At 47.3% G+C, this 14,354-nt stretch carries 17 protein-coding genes; 11 read left to right on the top strand and 6 right to left on the bottom strand.

The genetic code is table 11. The features are described 5' to 3' along the window. Positions 1 to 9 precede the first annotated feature (9 nt). On the bottom strand, positions 10 to 360 hold the full coding sequence (locus G4O42_RS17610) for a P-II family nitrogen regulator (RefSeq protein WP_014419080.1): 351 nt from the start codon (positions 358 to 360) through the stop codon (positions 10 to 12). Between the two features lie 17 nt (positions 361 to 377). Then, positions 378 to 1,589 (bottom strand): ammonium transporter, encoded by a 1,212-nt coding sequence (locus G4O42_RS17605; RefSeq protein WP_003151223.1) that lies wholly within the window; start codon positions 1,587 to 1,589, stop codon positions 378 to 380. A gap of 252 nt (positions 1,590 to 1,841) precedes the next feature. Here G4O42_RS17605 and G4O42_RS17600 point away from each other — a divergent pair, with 252 nt between their 5' ends. The 3 genes from G4O42_RS17600 to G4O42_RS17590 all read left to right on the top strand — a co-directional run bounded on the left by G4O42_RS17600 (position 1,842) and on the right by G4O42_RS17590 (position 5,387). Beyond that, on the top strand, positions 1,842 to 2,408 hold the full coding sequence (locus G4O42_RS17600) for an isochorismatase family protein (protein ID WP_003151227.1): 567 nt from the start codon (positions 1,842 to 1,844) through the stop codon (positions 2,406 to 2,408). Then, entirely contained in the window at positions 2,405 to 3,769 is a 1,365-nt protein-coding gene (locus tag G4O42_RS17595) for an MFS transporter (RefSeq protein WP_032875986.1), read from the top strand. Before G4O42_RS17600 ends, G4O42_RS17595 begins: the two co-directional genes overlap by 4 nt. Before the next feature lie 163 nt (positions 3,770 to 3,932). Continuing rightward, positions 3,933 to 5,387: an NCS1 family nucleobase:cation symporter-1 gene (locus G4O42_RS17590; RefSeq protein WP_032875989.1), complete on the top strand. Its 1,455-nt coding sequence runs from the start codon at positions 3,933 to 3,935 to the stop codon at positions 5,385 to 5,387. A gap of 34 nt (positions 5,388 to 5,421) precedes the next feature. Here G4O42_RS17590 and G4O42_RS17585 read toward each other — a convergent pair whose 3' ends face one another. Further along, complete coding sequence (locus tag G4O42_RS17585) at positions 5,422 to 6,618, bottom strand: MFS transporter (RefSeq protein WP_014419077.1); 1,197 nt, start codon at positions 6,616 to 6,618, stop codon at positions 5,422 to 5,424. Positions 6,619 to 6,640: 22 nt separating this feature from the next. Then, the gene (locus tag G4O42_RS17580) at positions 6,641 to 7,054 is read right to left on the bottom strand and encodes a MarR family winged helix-turn-helix transcriptional regulator (protein ID WP_007407562.1); all 414 of its coding nucleotides are present in this window, start codon (positions 7,052 to 7,054) and stop codon (positions 6,641 to 6,643) included. 331 nt (positions 7,055 to 7,385) lie between these two features. Here G4O42_RS17580 and spoIIID point away from each other — a divergent pair, with 331 nt between their 5' ends. The 4 genes from spoIIID to G4O42_RS17560 all read left to right on the top strand — a co-directional run bounded on the left by spoIIID (position 7,386) and on the right by G4O42_RS17560 (position 10,652). Then, a complete protein-coding gene (spoIIID, locus tag G4O42_RS17575; protein WP_003151236.1) occupies positions 7,386 to 7,667 on the top strand; it encodes a sporulation transcriptional regulator SpoIIID in 282 nt (93 codons plus the stop codon). A 180-nt stretch (positions 7,668 to 7,847) separates the two neighbouring features. Continuing rightward, the gene (gene mbl / locus G4O42_RS17570) at positions 7,848 to 8,849 is read left to right on the top strand and encodes a cell shape-determining protein Mbl (protein WP_003151237.1); all 1,002 of its coding nucleotides are present in this window, start codon (positions 7,848 to 7,850) and stop codon (positions 8,847 to 8,849) included. Between the two features lie 159 nt (positions 8,850 to 9,008). After that, positions 9,009 to 9,806, top strand: coding sequence for a flagellar hook-basal body complex protein FlhO (locus tag G4O42_RS17565; protein ID WP_032875991.1), 798 nt, complete (start codon positions 9,009 to 9,011; stop codon positions 9,804 to 9,806). Between the two features lie 24 nt (positions 9,807 to 9,830). Further along, the gene (locus tag G4O42_RS17560; protein ID WP_032876942.1) at positions 9,831 to 10,652 is read left to right on the top strand and encodes a flagellar hook-basal body protein; all 822 of its coding nucleotides are present in this window, start codon (positions 9,831 to 9,833) and stop codon (positions 10,650 to 10,652) included. A gap of 17 nt (positions 10,653 to 10,669) precedes the next feature. On the opposite strand, the gene G4O42_RS17555 is transcribed toward G4O42_RS17560, so the two are convergent. Continuing rightward, positions 10,670 to 11,734 carry a tetratricopeptide repeat protein gene (locus G4O42_RS17555; protein ID WP_032875994.1) on the bottom strand — a complete coding sequence of 355 codons (1,065 nt, stop codon included), beginning with the start codon at positions 11,732 to 11,734 and terminating at the stop codon, positions 10,670 to 10,672. Between the two features lie 195 nt (positions 11,735 to 11,929). On the opposite strand from G4O42_RS17555, the gene fabZ reads away from it, so the two are divergent. Both fabZ and mscL read left to right on the top strand, forming a co-directional pair. Then, entirely contained in the window at positions 11,930 to 12,355 is a 426-nt protein-coding gene (fabZ, locus tag G4O42_RS17550; protein WP_003151242.1) for a 3-hydroxyacyl-ACP dehydratase FabZ, read from the top strand. 56 nt (positions 12,356 to 12,411) lie between these two features. Beyond that, on the top strand, positions 12,412 to 12,807 hold the full coding sequence (gene mscL / locus G4O42_RS17545) for a large conductance mechanosensitive channel protein MscL (protein WP_003151243.1): 396 nt from the start codon (positions 12,412 to 12,414) through the stop codon (positions 12,805 to 12,807). Between the two features lie 47 nt (positions 12,808 to 12,854). Here mscL and G4O42_RS17540 read toward each other — a convergent pair whose 3' ends face one another. Further along, positions 12,855 to 13,265, bottom strand: a complete 411-nt coding sequence (locus tag G4O42_RS17540) for a YwpF-like family protein (protein ID WP_032875997.1) — start codon at positions 13,263 to 13,265, stop codon at positions 12,855 to 12,857. A gap of 172 nt (positions 13,266 to 13,437) precedes the next feature. Here G4O42_RS17540 and G4O42_RS17535 point away from each other — a divergent pair, with 172 nt between their 5' ends. Together G4O42_RS17535 and G4O42_RS17530 are read left to right on the top strand one after the other, a co-directional pair. Then, entirely contained in the window at positions 13,438 to 13,791 is a 354-nt protein-coding gene (locus G4O42_RS17535) for a hypothetical protein (protein WP_003151247.1), read from the top strand. A gap of 97 nt (positions 13,792 to 13,888) precedes the next feature. After that, the gene (locus G4O42_RS17530; protein WP_003151249.1) at positions 13,889 to 14,230 is read left to right on the top strand and encodes a single-stranded DNA-binding protein; all 342 of its coding nucleotides are present in this window, start codon (positions 13,889 to 13,891) and stop codon (positions 14,228 to 14,230) included. Positions 14,231 to 14,354 lie beyond the last annotated feature (124 nt).

Here is a 14,354-nt window from a genome sequence, read left to right as displayed (position 1 = left end):
TCTGTCTGTTTATAAAGCTTCTGGTCCTTCTTCTCCGGTGCGGATATTAATCGTGTTTCCGATTTCATAGACGAATATTTTGCCGTCTCCGGGCTCTCCCGTTTTCAGCACTTTTTTCGCCGTTTCCACGACTTGATCAACGGGAACCTTGCTGACAACGATTTCCACTTTCAGCCGTTCATACACATTGCTTTCAATTTTGACTCCGCGGTACAGTTCGGTGTGGGCTTTTTGAAGGCCGCAGCCGTGTACGTTGGAGAAGGTCAGCGATGTGACTCCGATTTTACCGAGTTCCTGTTTCAATGTTTCAAACTTAGCCGGACGCGTAACGATTTCTACCTTGAACATTTGACCGCTCATCTAAGCCACTCCTCACTTTATAAGTCCTGATATGCTTTTTCCCCGTGCATCGTTAAATCAAGCCCAAGTGACTCTTCTTCTTCACTGGCGCGAAGGGGAATGAACAGACCTACAATTTTAATGATAACGAAAGTGACAATAAATACAAATACATAGGTTGCCGCAATGGCCGCAATCTGCTTCCAGAGCAGTCCCGGATCGCCGTAAAACAGCCCGTTTGCCCCGCCGTCATTGACGGAAGTGGTGGCGAATAAACCGGTCGCAATGCCGCCCCATGTCCCGCCGATCCCATGCAGGCCGAAAGCGTCAAGCGCATCATCATAACCGAAAGTCTTTTTGAGCCAATACACGCCCCAGAAGCAGACAAGCCCGCCGATGAAACCGATTACGATGGAAGAGAATGGCGTAACGAACCCGGCAGCCGGCGTAATGGCGACAAGCCCGGCAATAGCGCCTGATACAGCACCCAGCATGGTCGGTTTTTTGTTCAGCATCCATTCGATTAAAATCCAGCCGATAATTCCGGCCGCAGCCGCGGTGTTTGTGTTAATGAAGGCAAACATCGCGATACTGTCAAGCGTGAGGGCACTGCCGACATTGAAGCCGAACCATCCGAACCAAATGAGCGCTCCGCCCAAGAACGTGTAAATTAAGTTGTGAGGGGAAGCCGCCGTGCCGTCCTTGCGTTTCCCGAGCACAATCGCCAGCACGAGCCCGGCGACTCCGGAAGAAATGTGGACGACGTTTCCGCCTGCGAAGTCAAGAGCGCCCATCTGGCCGATCCAGCCGCCGCCCCATACCCAGTGCGCAACGGGGGTATATACGAGGGAAGCCCACAAAAAGGAAAATACAAGAAAAGCACTGAATCTCATGCGTTCAGCAAATGCTCCGGAAATAATGGCCGTCGTCAGTACGGCAAACGTCATTTGGAACATCATGAACAAGGAATGCGGGATCGTATCACTATAACTTCCGGGTTCAAAGCCGACCCCCTTCAGCCCCGCCCATTCAATCCCGCCAAGCCATGTATTCCCGGGGGCAAAAGCAAGTGAATATCCGTACAAAACCCAAACGACGGATACGATGGCGAGAGAAGAAAAACTATGCATCGCCGTGCTGAGCACGTTTTTGCTTTTTACCATTCCGCCGTAAAACAAAGCCAGCCCGGGGGTCATCAGCCACACGAGTAAAGCGCAAAAGAACATAAATACTGTATCGCCCATCTGCATGTTGTATTCCTCCGTCTCATTCAGAATGTAATTGTGATTAATTCATTATTATAGAGAAAAAAGAACGATAAAACATTGTCGTGTAAGGTTATCTGACATGGTTTTTTGCGTTCATAATGCTGCTTTTTCAAATGGGTGCCGTGCGACTTTATATCCATAAAAAGAGTGCCGGAGCATGGCGGAAGAAATCCTGTCCGGGAAAGAGTAAAATAAACGGGGTGAGAAACACTAACTGCATCAGGAGGAATCATTATGACAACATCATTAAATCTGCAATTTGAAAAAACGGCTTTGGTCCTTATTGATTTACAAAAAGGCATTGTGCCGATGGATAAAAGCGGTACCGTTGTGCCGAACGCGAAAAAATTAATTGATGTGTTCCGGGAAAAAGGCGGATTTATCAGCTTTGTAAACGTGGATTTTCATGACGGAGCGGATGCGCTGAAGCCGCTGACGGATGAAGAGGCGGCGGGCCATTCGGCTCCGCCGGCGGATTGGGCTGAATTTGTGCCTGAAATCGGAGTGAAAGAAAACGATTATACGGTAACAAAACGGCAGTGGGGCGCGTTTTTCGGCACGGACCTGGACCTTCAGCTCAGAAGACGGGGAATCGACACAATTGTGTTATGCGGGATTGCGACAAACATCGGTGTGGAAAGCACGGCGCGAGAAGCTTTTCAGCTCGGGTATCAGCAAGTTTTCGTAACTGACGCGATGGCGACATTCAGCGATGAACAGCACGAAGCGACACTCAAGTTTATCTTCCCGAAAATCGGCAGAAGCCGGACGACGGAAGAATTTATCGCACAGACAAAATGACAATCTCCAAAAAAAGCCGCGTCCTGTTTTTGACGGCCGTGGCTTCGGGGACGATGCTGAACCCATTGAACTCGTCGATGATTTCTCTTGCGCTTCACAGTATTCAGCATGAATTTCACCTGTCGTTTACAACGGTGTCCTGGCTGATATCGTCCTTTTATCTTGCCAGCGCGGTGGCGCAGCCTGTTACCGGGAAGCTCGGTGATATGCTCGGCAGGAAGAAGCTGTTTTTGATCGGGCTTCTGCTTGTTGCCGTCTCGGCGGTCGGCGCGCCGTTTGCGCCGACTTTTATGACTTTGCTGATCATGCGGCTTTTTCAATCGATCGGAAGCAGCGCGATATATCCGTCCGGCGTCGGATTGATCCGTTCAAATATACAGGAGAAGCAGGCTTCGGCGCTGGCCGTCCTGTCAATCTTTGCATCAGCCATGACGGCGCTCGGTCCGACTCTCGGCGGTTTTCTGATCGTTTGGGGAGGGTGGCCGGCAATCTTTTTCGTCAATCTGCCGTTTATCATTCTCAGCTTTTTTCTCGGAATGTATATGTTTCCGAAAGATGAAAAACGCGAGATCGGCGGCTTGAAAGGCGTGCTTCGCCAGCTTGATACGATCGGGATACTCCTGTTTGCCGGAGCGATTATCCTTCTTCTGTCGTTTTTATTGTCCTTCAGTACGAAGCCTCACTATACAGAAGGCGTATTCGGGCTTTTGTTTGTCGGGCTGTTTATCTGGCGCGAGCTGAAAACAGAGAAGCCGTTTATAGATGTCAGGCTGTTTAAAACGCACCGGAAACTATCGTCGGTGTATATTCAATTTATTTTGCTGAATATATTCTTTTACTGCATCTTTTTCGGGCTTCCGAGCTATTTTCAGGATGAAATGCATTTGTCCGTTCAGACAAGCGGATTGATTATGCTGTTTATGTCGGGCATGAGTATTCTGGTGTCGCCCCTGACCGGAAAATGGATAGATAAGAAAGGGCTTCTTCAGCCGATTGTTGCCGGAACCTGTCTGACCGCGATCGGGGCGGTGCTGTTAACGTTTTTCTTTCTTCAGGCGCCTATGATAGGAAAAGGGCTGATCCTATCCGTGCTGGGTGTCGGCTACGGCTTCGGAAATGTCACGTTTCAGGCGGCCATGCTGAAAACGAGCCCCGCCGACATGGTCGGAACAACGTCCGGCCTGTTTCAGACCTGCCGGTATCTCGGTTCGATTTTGTCTTCTGTCATTTTGGGCATTCTTTTCGGAAAAGAAATTACCTCCGGCCATTTTCATATGCTCGGCACGATTCTTATCGTTGTCGGCGCCGTAAGCCTTTTGATGGCGTTCCGGTTTTCGGTTCTCCTCAAAAAAGCCTCTTAACAGGCGCAAAAAAAAGAGACGGGCTCTCCCCGTCTCTTTTTTTGTGTAATGTGCTCAAAAATTAAAACGATTATTGTCGACAGCGACCAATGTTATTTACGGAATTTTCAGTTATATTTTTTCACATGTGATGTAAGGAAAACGTACATGTGGGAGGGAGAAAATGAAAAAAACAACGAGTGATCGGCTAAGCAACAAAGATTTACTGCCTTTAGAAGACGGCGAACGGACATGGAAAGCGGTGAATTTTGCATCCATTTGGATGGGCTGTATTCATAATATCCCGACCTATGCGACTGTGGGCGGGCTCATTGCGATCGGCCTTTCTCCGTGGCAGGTGCTTGCCATTATCGTGACGGCGTCACTCATTTTGTTCGCCGCTTTGGCCTTGAACGGCCATGCCGGAACGAAATACGGCCTGCCTTTTCCGGTCATTATCAGGGCTTCTTACGGAATATACGGAGCTAACATTCCGGCGCTTCTCAGGGCGTTTACAGCCATCATGTGGCTCGGAATTCAAACATTTGCCGGAAGCACGGCTTTACACATTCTGCTTTTGAACATATGGCCGGGCTGGGGGAGTCTCGGAGGAGATTGGAATATATTCGGGCTTCATCTGCCGGGCTTTCTGTCGTTCATTTTCTTTTGGGGCATTCATCTGCTTGTGCTGCGGCACGGCATGGAATCAATCAAAAAATTTGAAGTGTGGGCGGGCCCGCTTGTTTATCTCGTCTTCGGCGGCATGGTCTGGTGGGCGATAGATATTGCCGGCGGGCTCGGACCGATTTACTCACAGCCGGGAAAGTTCCATACCTTTTCTGAAACGTTTTGGCCGTTTGCCGCCGGAGTGACGGGCATTATCGGGATATGGGCGACATTGATTCTGAATATTCCTGACTTCACCCGGTTCGCCGCGTCGCAAAAAGAACAGATTCGCGGCCAGTTTTACGGCCTGCCGGGAACGTTTGCGCTGTTTGCGTTTGCGAGCATTACAGTGACATCCGGATCACAGGTAGCATTCGGAGAACCGATTTGGGATGTGGTGGAGATTTTGGCCCGGTTTGATAATCCTTTTGTTATCGCTCTTTCGGTCATCACACTTTGCATCGCCGCCGTCTCGGTTAACGTGGCGGCAAACATCGTGTCACCGGCCTATGACTTGGCGAATGTCCTGCCGAAGTATATTACATTCAGGAGGGGAGGGTATTTGACCGCCGTTTTGGCCCTGTTCACAATACCGTGGAAGCTGATGGAGAGCGCCACGAATGTTTATGCGTTTCTCGGGCTCATCGGCGGGATGCTCGGACCGGTGGCCGGGGTGATGATGGCTGATTATTTTATCATCAGAAAAAGGCAGCTCTCAGTTGAAGACCTTTATTCGGAAACCGGACAGTATACTTATTACAAAGGCTATAATTACCGGGCCTTTGCCGCGACTTTTCTCGGCGCGTTTATTTCTTTAATCGGGATGTACGTCCCGGCGTTCGCCGGCATCTATGATATCTCCTGGTTTGCGGGTGTCATTTTGTCATGTCTCGGTTATACGGCGCTTATGTATATTCATCCTCCTTATGTAAAAGCGGCGGGACGAATCGCGCGGGAAAGAGCGGCCGAATAAAAAAAGCCGGGGCTGCCCCCGGCTTTTTGTCATATCAGTCTGCGATTGAAACGTTTCCGTCCGCTTCAAGCGGCGTTCTTTTTTTCTGGCTCCAGCCATACAGGAGTAAAGCAATCAGGACGAACAGCCCCGCGGCCAGATAAATCGAATGGAATCCGGCCGAAGCGACGAAGAGGCCGAATACATAAGACCCGCCGGCAATCCCGCTGTCAAAGAAAGTGAAGAAGGTAGCCGTCGCAAAGCCTGAACGGTGTCCGGGCGAGTTCTGAATCGCCAGCGTCTGCATACACGGTACGATAGAGCCGTATCCGAGACCGATTACGGCACCGGACAAGAGAAGCATGAGGGCGCTGTTTGTCATCGCCAGCATGCAAAGCCCCGCGGAGAACACGATAATCGACGGATAGATGACGATTCCCGGCCCCACTCTGTCAAACAGCTTTCCTGTGAAAGGACGGGCGGCCATCATCGTCACGGCGAAACAGACGAAGAAATAGCCGCTGACATCCAACAGGTGGATCGTCTTTGCATAAACGGATAAATATGAAGTCACACTTGAATAACAGAAAGAAATGGACAACCCGACAATCGCGATTTTAAGCGCGCCTTTTTCAAACATGTCGGAGAAAGAAAAACGGAAGACAGTCGTTCCGCTGTTGTTTTGATCCGGCACACGAATCATAAAAGCAATCAGCAAGCCTAAAGAAACAAATACGGCAAAAATCGTAAAGAAAACCGGGAACGAAATGACCTTCACAAGGCTCAGCCCGAGAAACGGACCGATCGCCATGGCAAGGTTCATAGACATCGCGAAATAACCGAGCCCCTCGCCGCGCCGCTTGGCGGGAATAATGTCAGCGGCAATTGCGCCCGTAACCGTCGTTAAAATGCTGAACCAGATGCCTTGGAAAAAACGCAGTCCGAGCAGCAGATAGAAATTGTGTATCGGCAAATACAGATAAGAAGACAGGGCGAACAGCGCCAAGGATACAATCGTCATTCTTTTCTTGCCGAACCGTTCAATAATCGCCCCTGAAAAAGGACGGGTGATAATAGCAGATAACAGGAACAGGCTGATCAAAAGCCCTCCTTGCGATTCACTGCCGCCAAGCTCCTGAATCATATAGATAGGCAGCACGGCCAAAAATGTATAAAAGAACACAAAGACAAATAAATTCACGAGTACGACCATAATAAAATCTTTGGTCCAGATCGAGTCAGATTTACTCAAAAGTACAGCACTTCCCTTTTTATTATTTCGTTAAAAACACATTCAGAAACTCAGAAAAAGCTTCCTTATCTCCATCTTGGAAATCCGCAAGCATGTCTTCCTCGAACTTCAGCATCTCTTGATTGATGCTGTCGTATTTCAATTCAGCTTCCTTCGTCAGGACGACGAGCTTTTCCCGCTTGTCTTCTCCCTGTTCCCGCTGAATCCAGCCGTTTTCTTCAAGGCGTTTGATCGTTCTGGTAACGGTCGGCGCCTCAACGTTCAGATAGGACCAGATTTCTTTTTGGGTCATCGGTCCGATCGTTTTTAAGCAATATAGGATTGACCATTGAGAGGAGTACAGGCCGAATGGTTCCAGCCGTTCATTGGCTTTCTTCGTAATCAGGCGGGCGCATTGATTGATTTGATGAATGAGGCGTCTGTTGACGTGGATCATTTCCGTTCTCCTTTTCAAAAAACTTACCTAAGTAACTAATTGCGCTGTTTCATTCTACAGCAGGATCGCGCGGATGTAAACCCCCCGATCAAAAAGCAGAAAATTATGACCCGCCCCTTGTCCTTATTGAGTTTTTAGCATATTCCCAATTCATTGCTAATACACTGTTACAAACCTATCAAAGAGAGTGTTTGAGGTGAGGGATCGTGGGCATATTTCTAAAACCTTCTTATATAATCGGACAACGAAGAAGCTGCATCATCAGTGAATCTGTTACAGAATACGGATCTCATTTCACACTTCTCACATCCAACTGGGGAGGTCGAGTGGTGTGCACGATTACATCAAAGAGCGAACAATCAAGATTGGTAAGTATATCGTGGAGACGAAAAAAACCGTTCGTGTCATTGCGAAAGAGTTTGGTGTTTCCAAAAGTACCGTACACAAAGATCTGACAGAGCGCCTGCCTGAAATCAATCCTGACTTGGCGAATGAAGTAAAAGAAATACTCGATTATCATAAATCCATCAGACATTTAAGAGGGGGAGAGGCGACGAAATTAAAGTACAAGAAGGATGAAATTCTTGAAGGGGAGCCCGTTCAGCAGCCGTAGCGCCTGACGTCTGCCGGGCCCTTTTTTCTCCTCCCGGGCGGTTTCGCGAATATCCGCAAAATTTTGTCAAGAACTTATATCGTTCAGCAGCTTTTTTTTGATAAATTATGATAATATATATAATTAGGGCACAATGTGGATATTTTACTGTGAAACAGATATCAAGGAGGATATAAATAGATGTTTGCAAGGGATATTGGAATTGACCTCGGTACTGCAAATGTACTGATCCATGTAAAAGGAAAAGGAATTGTTCTGAATGAGCCTTCCGTTGTGGCACTTGATAAAAACAGCGGCAAAGTGCTGGCTGTCGGTGAAGAAGCCAGACGAATGGTTGGACGTACACCTGGGAATATTGTTGCGATCCGTCCGCTGAAAGACGGCGTAATCGCAGACTTCGAAGTAACAGAAGCCATGCTGAAACATTTCATTAATAAGCTGAATGTAAAAGGACTTTTCTCAAAACCGCGCATGCTGATCTGCTGCCCGACGAATATTACATCCGTTGAGCAAAAAGCGATTAAAGAAGCAGCTGAAAAAAGCGGCGGAAAGCATGTGTACCTTGAAGAGGAACCAAAAGTTGCCGCTATCGGCGCGGGTATGGAAATCTTCCAGCCGAGCGGTAACATGGTTGTTGACATCGGAGGCGGTACGACAGATATCGCAGTTATTTCTATGGGCGATATTGTCACCTCCTCTTCTATTAAGATGGCTGGGGACAAGTTTGACATGGAAATCTTAAATTATATCAAACGCGAGTATAAGCTGCTGATCGGTGAACGTACCGCTGAAGATATTAAGGTGAAGGTCGCAACGGTTTTCCCAGACGCACGTCATGAAGAAATCACCATCCGCGGCCGTGACATGGTTTCCGGTCTGCCGAGAACGATTACAGTAAACAGCAAAGAAGTAGAAGAAGCCCTTCGTGAATCAGTTGCCGTCATTGTGCAGGCCGCCAAGCAGGTTCTTGAAAGAACACCGCCTGAATTGTCCGCTGACATCATCGACCGCGGCGTTATCATTACCGGCGGGGGAGCGCTGTTAAACGGGCTTGACCAGCTTCTTGCCGAAGAGCTGAGGGTGCCTGTTCTTGTCGCTGAGAACCCGATGGATTGTGTTGCGGTCGGAACCGGCGTCATGCTGGATAACATGGACAAGCTTCCAAAACGCAAACTGAGCTGATGATAAAACCCCATTCTGAAAAAGAATGGGGTTTTTTTCTGTCAAACCCTTCACGAACGGGAATGTAAATCCGATAATAAGAAAAAATGCTGATTTTCATTATAGAACAAATGTTCCGGTGAGGCAACTGGAAATAATGCTATTTCAGAGGTGGAAGACTTGTTAAAAGGATTATATACCGCAACGTCCGCAATGATTACACAGCAGAGAAGAACGGAAATGCTGTCAAATAACATCGCAAACGCGAATACATCAGGGTACAAAGAGGATCAAGGTTCAATCCGCGCCTTTCCCGAGATGCTTCTGAGCCGAATAGAAGGCGACAAAAAAACGAAAATCGGTTCCGTCAACACAGGCGTATACATGCAGGAGCTGAAACCGTTGTTTACGCAGGGAAGCCTGAAAACGACCGATCAGCCGACGGATATCGCACTGATGGAGAATCAGGTTCCCAAGAATGCCGAAACGAATGAAAACGCCGAGCTGTTTTATCCCGTGCAGACCGCAGGCGGCGTCCGCTATTCAAAAAGCAGCACTTTCTCATTAAATGAAAACAATCAGCTTACGATAAACGGAAACCTTGTGTTATCAACAAACGGACAGCCGATTACAGCCAACAATGAAAAATTCACCGTATCAGAAAACGGAACGGTCACGACAAACGGCCGGCCGGCGGGGCAGATTGACATCAGAATGGAAGAAGACGTGCGCAATCTGAAACGGGACGGCAATGACCTATACAGCACGGCCGACGGCTCTGAACTGCCGAGCGCGGCGGCGAATCCCCAAGTCTCGTATTCATTAAAGCAAGGCGTCTCGGAGCTTTCGAACGTGGATGTGACGAGCACGTATACAGAAATGACGGAAGCATACAGATCATTTGAAGCCAATCAAAAAGTCATTCAGGCTTACGATAAAAGCATGGATAAAGCCGCAAATGAAATCGGCAAAGTGTAACAAAATGGGGGACATTCAATTATGATGCTCAGATCAATGCTGACGGCTTCAACAGCCTTAAATCAGCTTCAGCAGCAGATGGATACAGTCAGCAGCAACCTTTCAAACAGTGATACGACAGGCTATAAAGCGAGGGACTCCCGCTTTTCCGAGCTGATCAGACAGCAGTATGACCATATAGATGACAAAAAGGAAAATTCGCCGAACATGCGGAAAACGCCGCCCGGCCTGCGTCTCGGCGCCGGAACGGTCATGACTCCGCAGCTGGACTCAGGGCAGGGAAGCATCAAAAAAACCGACCGTGACCTTGATATCGCGTTCACATCACCTTATCAATATCTTCAGGCAGAAGCGGACGGACGGCGGGTGTATACAAGGGACGGCTCACTTTCCCTCAAGCCGGCCGGCGGAAATGACCGGCTGCTTCAGCTGATGACAGCGGGAGGCAATCCCATTCTCGATGAGAACGGTCAGCCCATACAAATTGACAGTTCGCTGACTCAGCTGAAAATCAGCAAAACCGGAACGCTGACTGCTTCAGACCAGGCGGGAACCCGTTCGCAGACGTTTAATCTCGGCATCGTCAATGTCAATAATCCTCAGGCGCTTCATGCGGAAGGGGATAATCTGTTTTCCGTAAACGGCGCGGGGGCTTCAGCGATTGAAGAGCTTACCGGCGCAAACCGGCAGGCAATCGGCATGGAGCAGGGCGCGCTTGAAGGTTCAAATGTCGATATGTCAAAAGAAATGACCGACTTAATCGTGTCTCAGCGTTCCTATCAGCTGAACAGCCGCACGATTACATTGGGAGACCAAATGCTGGGCTTAATCAACTCAGTCAGATAAAAGAAGGGGCGTTTTGATCAGCCGCGCATGATAAAAAATGCGGCTTTCTCAAAATCGCCCTTTTTTTTGTAGTAATCAGTAATATCCTGAAGCAGCACTTCCAAATCCACCCACGCTTCAATTTTCTGCAGCTCCAGCACGAGCTTCTGCAATCGGTCGTACGGGTCCTCCTGAGCGGTGTACAATATGTTGAGCGCGGTCAGCTTCAATTTCATAATCTTGTTCTGCACTTTTTCAGATATGTATAAACCTTTCTGCAGCACGGTTTGTCCTTCGGCGTCAGATCCGGTTTTAAAAAGTGCTCTGACCGCTTCGTATACACAATGCAGGTAGGAAACGGGAGACTCTTTCTCGAAACGCTGATTGCCCAATACCTTTTTGTAAAAAGGGAGGGCCTCTTTATCTTTTTTCTGGGCTGTCTTTAAAAAACCAAAATTATAATAGGCGTGGCACAGCAGGTTATTGTCATTGATCCGGTCCGTTATCTTTATGGATTCATTAAAGAGCTGTTCTGCGTCGTCATAGCGTGCCTCGTCTATATAATTCACGGCGAGAAGCAGCCGGCAGCTGAGCGTTTTTTTGATGTAGCCGGCTTCATCTTGATAGATTTCCAGCGCTTTATTGACATATTGAATGGAGAGCGCAGGCGACTTCATCATGTAATATGCACCCGCTGTTTTATAATAAAATTCAGCGGCTTCGAAACGGTCCTGAATGGCCGGCAGGTACTGTTCAGCTTCTTTAAAGCGGCAGACAGCACGGTTCGGAGCGCCATTCACCATATGGAATAATCCTTTGAAAAAATAGAAATAATAAGTTAATTCATGATCCATCTCATCTTTGCGCCGCTTCAGCTCGCAGAACAGCTTATTCAGACCGTCTTTTTTCTCAAACAGCAGCTGAAACCGTGCGAAAAACAGCTGATATCTGAGTTTGAGCTTTGCATTCTTTTGTAATTTGGGGAGATGCTGATTGATTTGTTCGTGAAGGGAACGGGCTAGATCGAATTGGCGTTTTCCCATGGCGTCATACCACTCATTCAGCATCACCAGCGTACGTTTTTCAGTAAACTTAGCAATCATCTTCCAACCTCTTTGCATAGGGTAAAAATCTTTATTTATCATAACACATTAATGGACGAGGCTCATTGCCAGCTGGTTACAGTTTACAGCGCGGTTGAAAAAGAAATTGATTCATAATATACTTCCAAATGTACAGATTGGTTGCCACATATGCCTTCTATACATACTATTGTCGATGAAGGAGATGTCAAGAGAATGCTTGATACTCAGCAAATTAAAGAAATTATTCCCCATCGCTATCCGTTTCTTCTGGTAGACAGAATTACGGAAGTCGAAGAAGGAAAACGGGCGGCGGGATATAAAAATGTGACGGCGAATGAAGATTTTTTCAACGGCCATTTTCCTGAATACCCTGTTATGCCGGGCGTATTAATTGTAGAGGCTTTGGCGCAGGTCGGAGCGGTTGCGATGCTGATTAAAGAAGAAAACCGGGGCAGACTCGCATTTTTTGCGGGGATTGATAACTGCCGTTTCAAAAAGCAGGTAAAACCGGGTGACAAGCTGGAGCTTGAGGTTGATATTACCCGCGCGCGCGGTACGATCGGACGCGGCAAAGGCGTTGCCAAAGTTGACGGCGAGCTCGTGTGTGAAGCTGAATTAACCTTTGCGCTCGGAGAATAAAAACAAACAAATGGGCTTATAAAAAAGCCCATTTTGTATAGAAAGAGGTGAATGTAATGTGGTCAGAATTTAAAAGCTTTGCGATGCGGGGCAATATCATGGATCTGGCTATCGGTGTCGTCATCGGCGGCGCTTTCGGCAAAATCGTGACGTCGCTCGTTGAAGACATCATCATGCCGCTGGTCGGCCTGCTTCTTGGCGGTCTTGACTTTTCAGGGCTGGCCGTGACATTCGGCGATGCTCATATCAAGTACGGAAGCTTCATTCAAACGATTGTGAACTTCTTCATTATTTCATTTTCTATTTTTATCGTGATCCGCACAATAGGCAAGCTGAGACGTAAAAAAGAAGCAGAAGAAGAGGCTGAAGAAGCAGAAGAAACAGATCAGCAGACAGAACTGCTGACTGAAATCAGAGATCTGCTGAAACAGCGGGCTCCTCACAATGACTAGGGCACAAAAAAAGGCTGGATGATTAACGTCCGGCCTTTTTCATATGATTATAATTTTTGTTTAAACGCTTCAATCAGCCGGCTGCCCGAGTAGCCTTCTTTCACGAGCGACTCCAGAATGCTTTCTGATCCGGGGTGGTTTCTTGACACCATTTGACCGTAAATTAAAACTTGTATACTCTTTTCCAGCTCCACGATATTTTTGATGCTTCCCGTCAGCTGGGCGGGGCGGTTGCTTTTTTTCGTAATCGTTACAAACACCTTCGCTTCTTTCTGGCTTTTCATCAGCATGTTAAAAAAAGACAAGTGTTCGGCCGGGACCAGTGCTTCAATTAACCAATGATTTTCTCCGTCCTCTTTGTTAATAATCAATCCGTCTAAAAGGGGAAACTGTTCAATCGGCTGATCGTCTTTATCTAAACGTTCCACATTCAGATCAACCAGTTTAAAGGTTTTCATCTCTTATTTTCACCCCTATTGTCCATGTTTTTCGTTCATTTATTATAACACATATCATTTTTCCCGGGAAAATGCTGTAAGACATGCTTCATCATTTTTGTAGGCGGTCAACATTTAATCATTTCTATTTTTTCATTATAATGTAAAAGAATATGGTCATGGAGAGATGCTTATGAATCAATTGCGCCTGAAGGAAATCTATATAGAAGACGGTTCAAGGCGAAAAGACGATCATTCCTACTTGGTATGCAAAAAGGAAGATTGTGAGGTGCATCTTAACAGAAGGGGAAATGTCGTCTTTTTATATGAAACAAAAGACCGCATGGAACAGTATAAAATTCAGCTTTCACTGACTGATAAAAAGCTGAGTTTTTACTGGTTCGCATGGGACGGCGGAAAGTTTGTCCGCATGTTTGAGAAAGACTGGCTTAAAACGAAACTTTTCTCGCGGCTGCTCAAAAATACATATTACATAAGCGGTCAAAAACAAAAGTTTTTTTTATCAGAAAGAAAAACGAAAACATAAGAGCAGCCTGAACGAATAACGGCTTTATCCGCTTTTTGCTTTCACGAGCCCTTGTACTACAATGAAGCCAGCCTCGAAAAAGAGAGGAGGAGACGGCTTGTTTAACCACGTTATGCTTGTCGGCCGGCTGACGAAAGACCCGGAGCTCCGTTTTACATCAGCGGGCATTCCCGTCGCTCATATTACGTTGGCGGTAAACCGCAATTTTAAAAGCGCGTCGGGTGAAACCGGAACCGACTTCGTCAACTGCACCATCTGGAGGAAAAACGCTGAAAACACGGCATTGTACTGCCAAAAAGGGTCAATGGTCGGTGTAAGCGGCAGAATCCAGACGAGAAGTTATGAAAAGACAGACGGCGTAAAAGTTTATGTGACCGAGGTCATGGCTGATACCGTTCGGTTTATGGATCAAAAACGGAAAGAGCCGCTGGCTGAATAGCATGCTTTTTTCCTCGATTTCCCGCCTTTCAGCGGGCCCCGCAATACCACCTTCCCACTCGCCAGTCGAAAGACTGGTTTTTTTGTGCGGGAGCTGAAAAATGGTTAAAAAGAAGTGATTTCGC

Origin of the sequence: Bacillus sp. LUNF1 (genome assembly GCF_011008975.1) — a bacterium.
Lineage (GTDB): Bacteria > Bacillota > Bacilli > Bacillales > Bacillaceae > Bacillus > Bacillus velezensis.
The sequence above is the reverse complement of the archived record's forward strand: the minus strand, read 5'-3'. Positions and strand labels throughout refer to the sequence as shown.

Excerpts from the sequence above, each read along its gene's own strand:
- G4O42_RS17610 (WP_014419080.1), bottom strand. The coding sequence starts at position 360 with ATGAGCGGTCAAATGTTCAAGGTAGAAATCGTTACGCGTCCGGCTAAG.
- G4O42_RS17605 (WP_003151223.1), bottom strand. The coding sequence starts at position 1,589 with ATGCAGATGGGCGATACAGTATTTATGTTCTTTTGCGCTTTACTCGTG.
- G4O42_RS17600 (WP_003151227.1), top strand. The coding sequence starts at position 1,842 with ATGACAACATCATTAAATCTGCAATTTGAAAAAACGGCTTTGGTCCTT.
- G4O42_RS17595 (WP_032875986.1), top strand. The coding sequence starts at position 2,405 with ATGACAATCTCCAAAAAAAGCCGCGTCCTGTTTTTGACGGCCGTGGCT.
- G4O42_RS17590 (WP_032875989.1), top strand. The coding sequence starts at position 3,933 with ATGAAAAAAACAACGAGTGATCGGCTAAGCAACAAAGATTTACTGCCT.
- G4O42_RS17580 (WP_007407562.1), bottom strand. The coding sequence starts at position 7,054 with ATGATCCACGTCAACAGACGCCTCATTCATCAAATCAATCAATGCGCC.
- mbl (WP_003151237.1), top strand. The coding sequence starts at position 7,848 with ATGTTTGCAAGGGATATTGGAATTGACCTCGGTACTGCAAATGTACTG.
- G4O42_RS17560 (WP_032876942.1), top strand. The coding sequence starts at position 9,831 with ATGCTCAGATCAATGCTGACGGCTTCAACAGCCTTAAATCAGCTTCAG.
- G4O42_RS17555 (WP_032875994.1), bottom strand. The coding sequence starts at position 11,734 with ATGATTGCTAAGTTTACTGAAAAACGTACGCTGGTGATGCTGAATGAG.
- fabZ (WP_003151242.1), top strand. The coding sequence starts at position 11,930 with ATGCTTGATACTCAGCAAATTAAAGAAATTATTCCCCATCGCTATCCG.
- mscL (WP_003151243.1), top strand. The coding sequence starts at position 12,412 with ATGTGGTCAGAATTTAAAAGCTTTGCGATGCGGGGCAATATCATGGAT.
- G4O42_RS17540 (WP_032875997.1), bottom strand. The coding sequence starts at position 13,265 with ATGAAAACCTTTAAACTGGTTGATCTGAATGTGGAACGTTTAGATAAA.
- G4O42_RS17535 (WP_003151247.1), top strand. The coding sequence starts at position 13,438 with ATGAATCAATTGCGCCTGAAGGAAATCTATATAGAAGACGGTTCAAGG.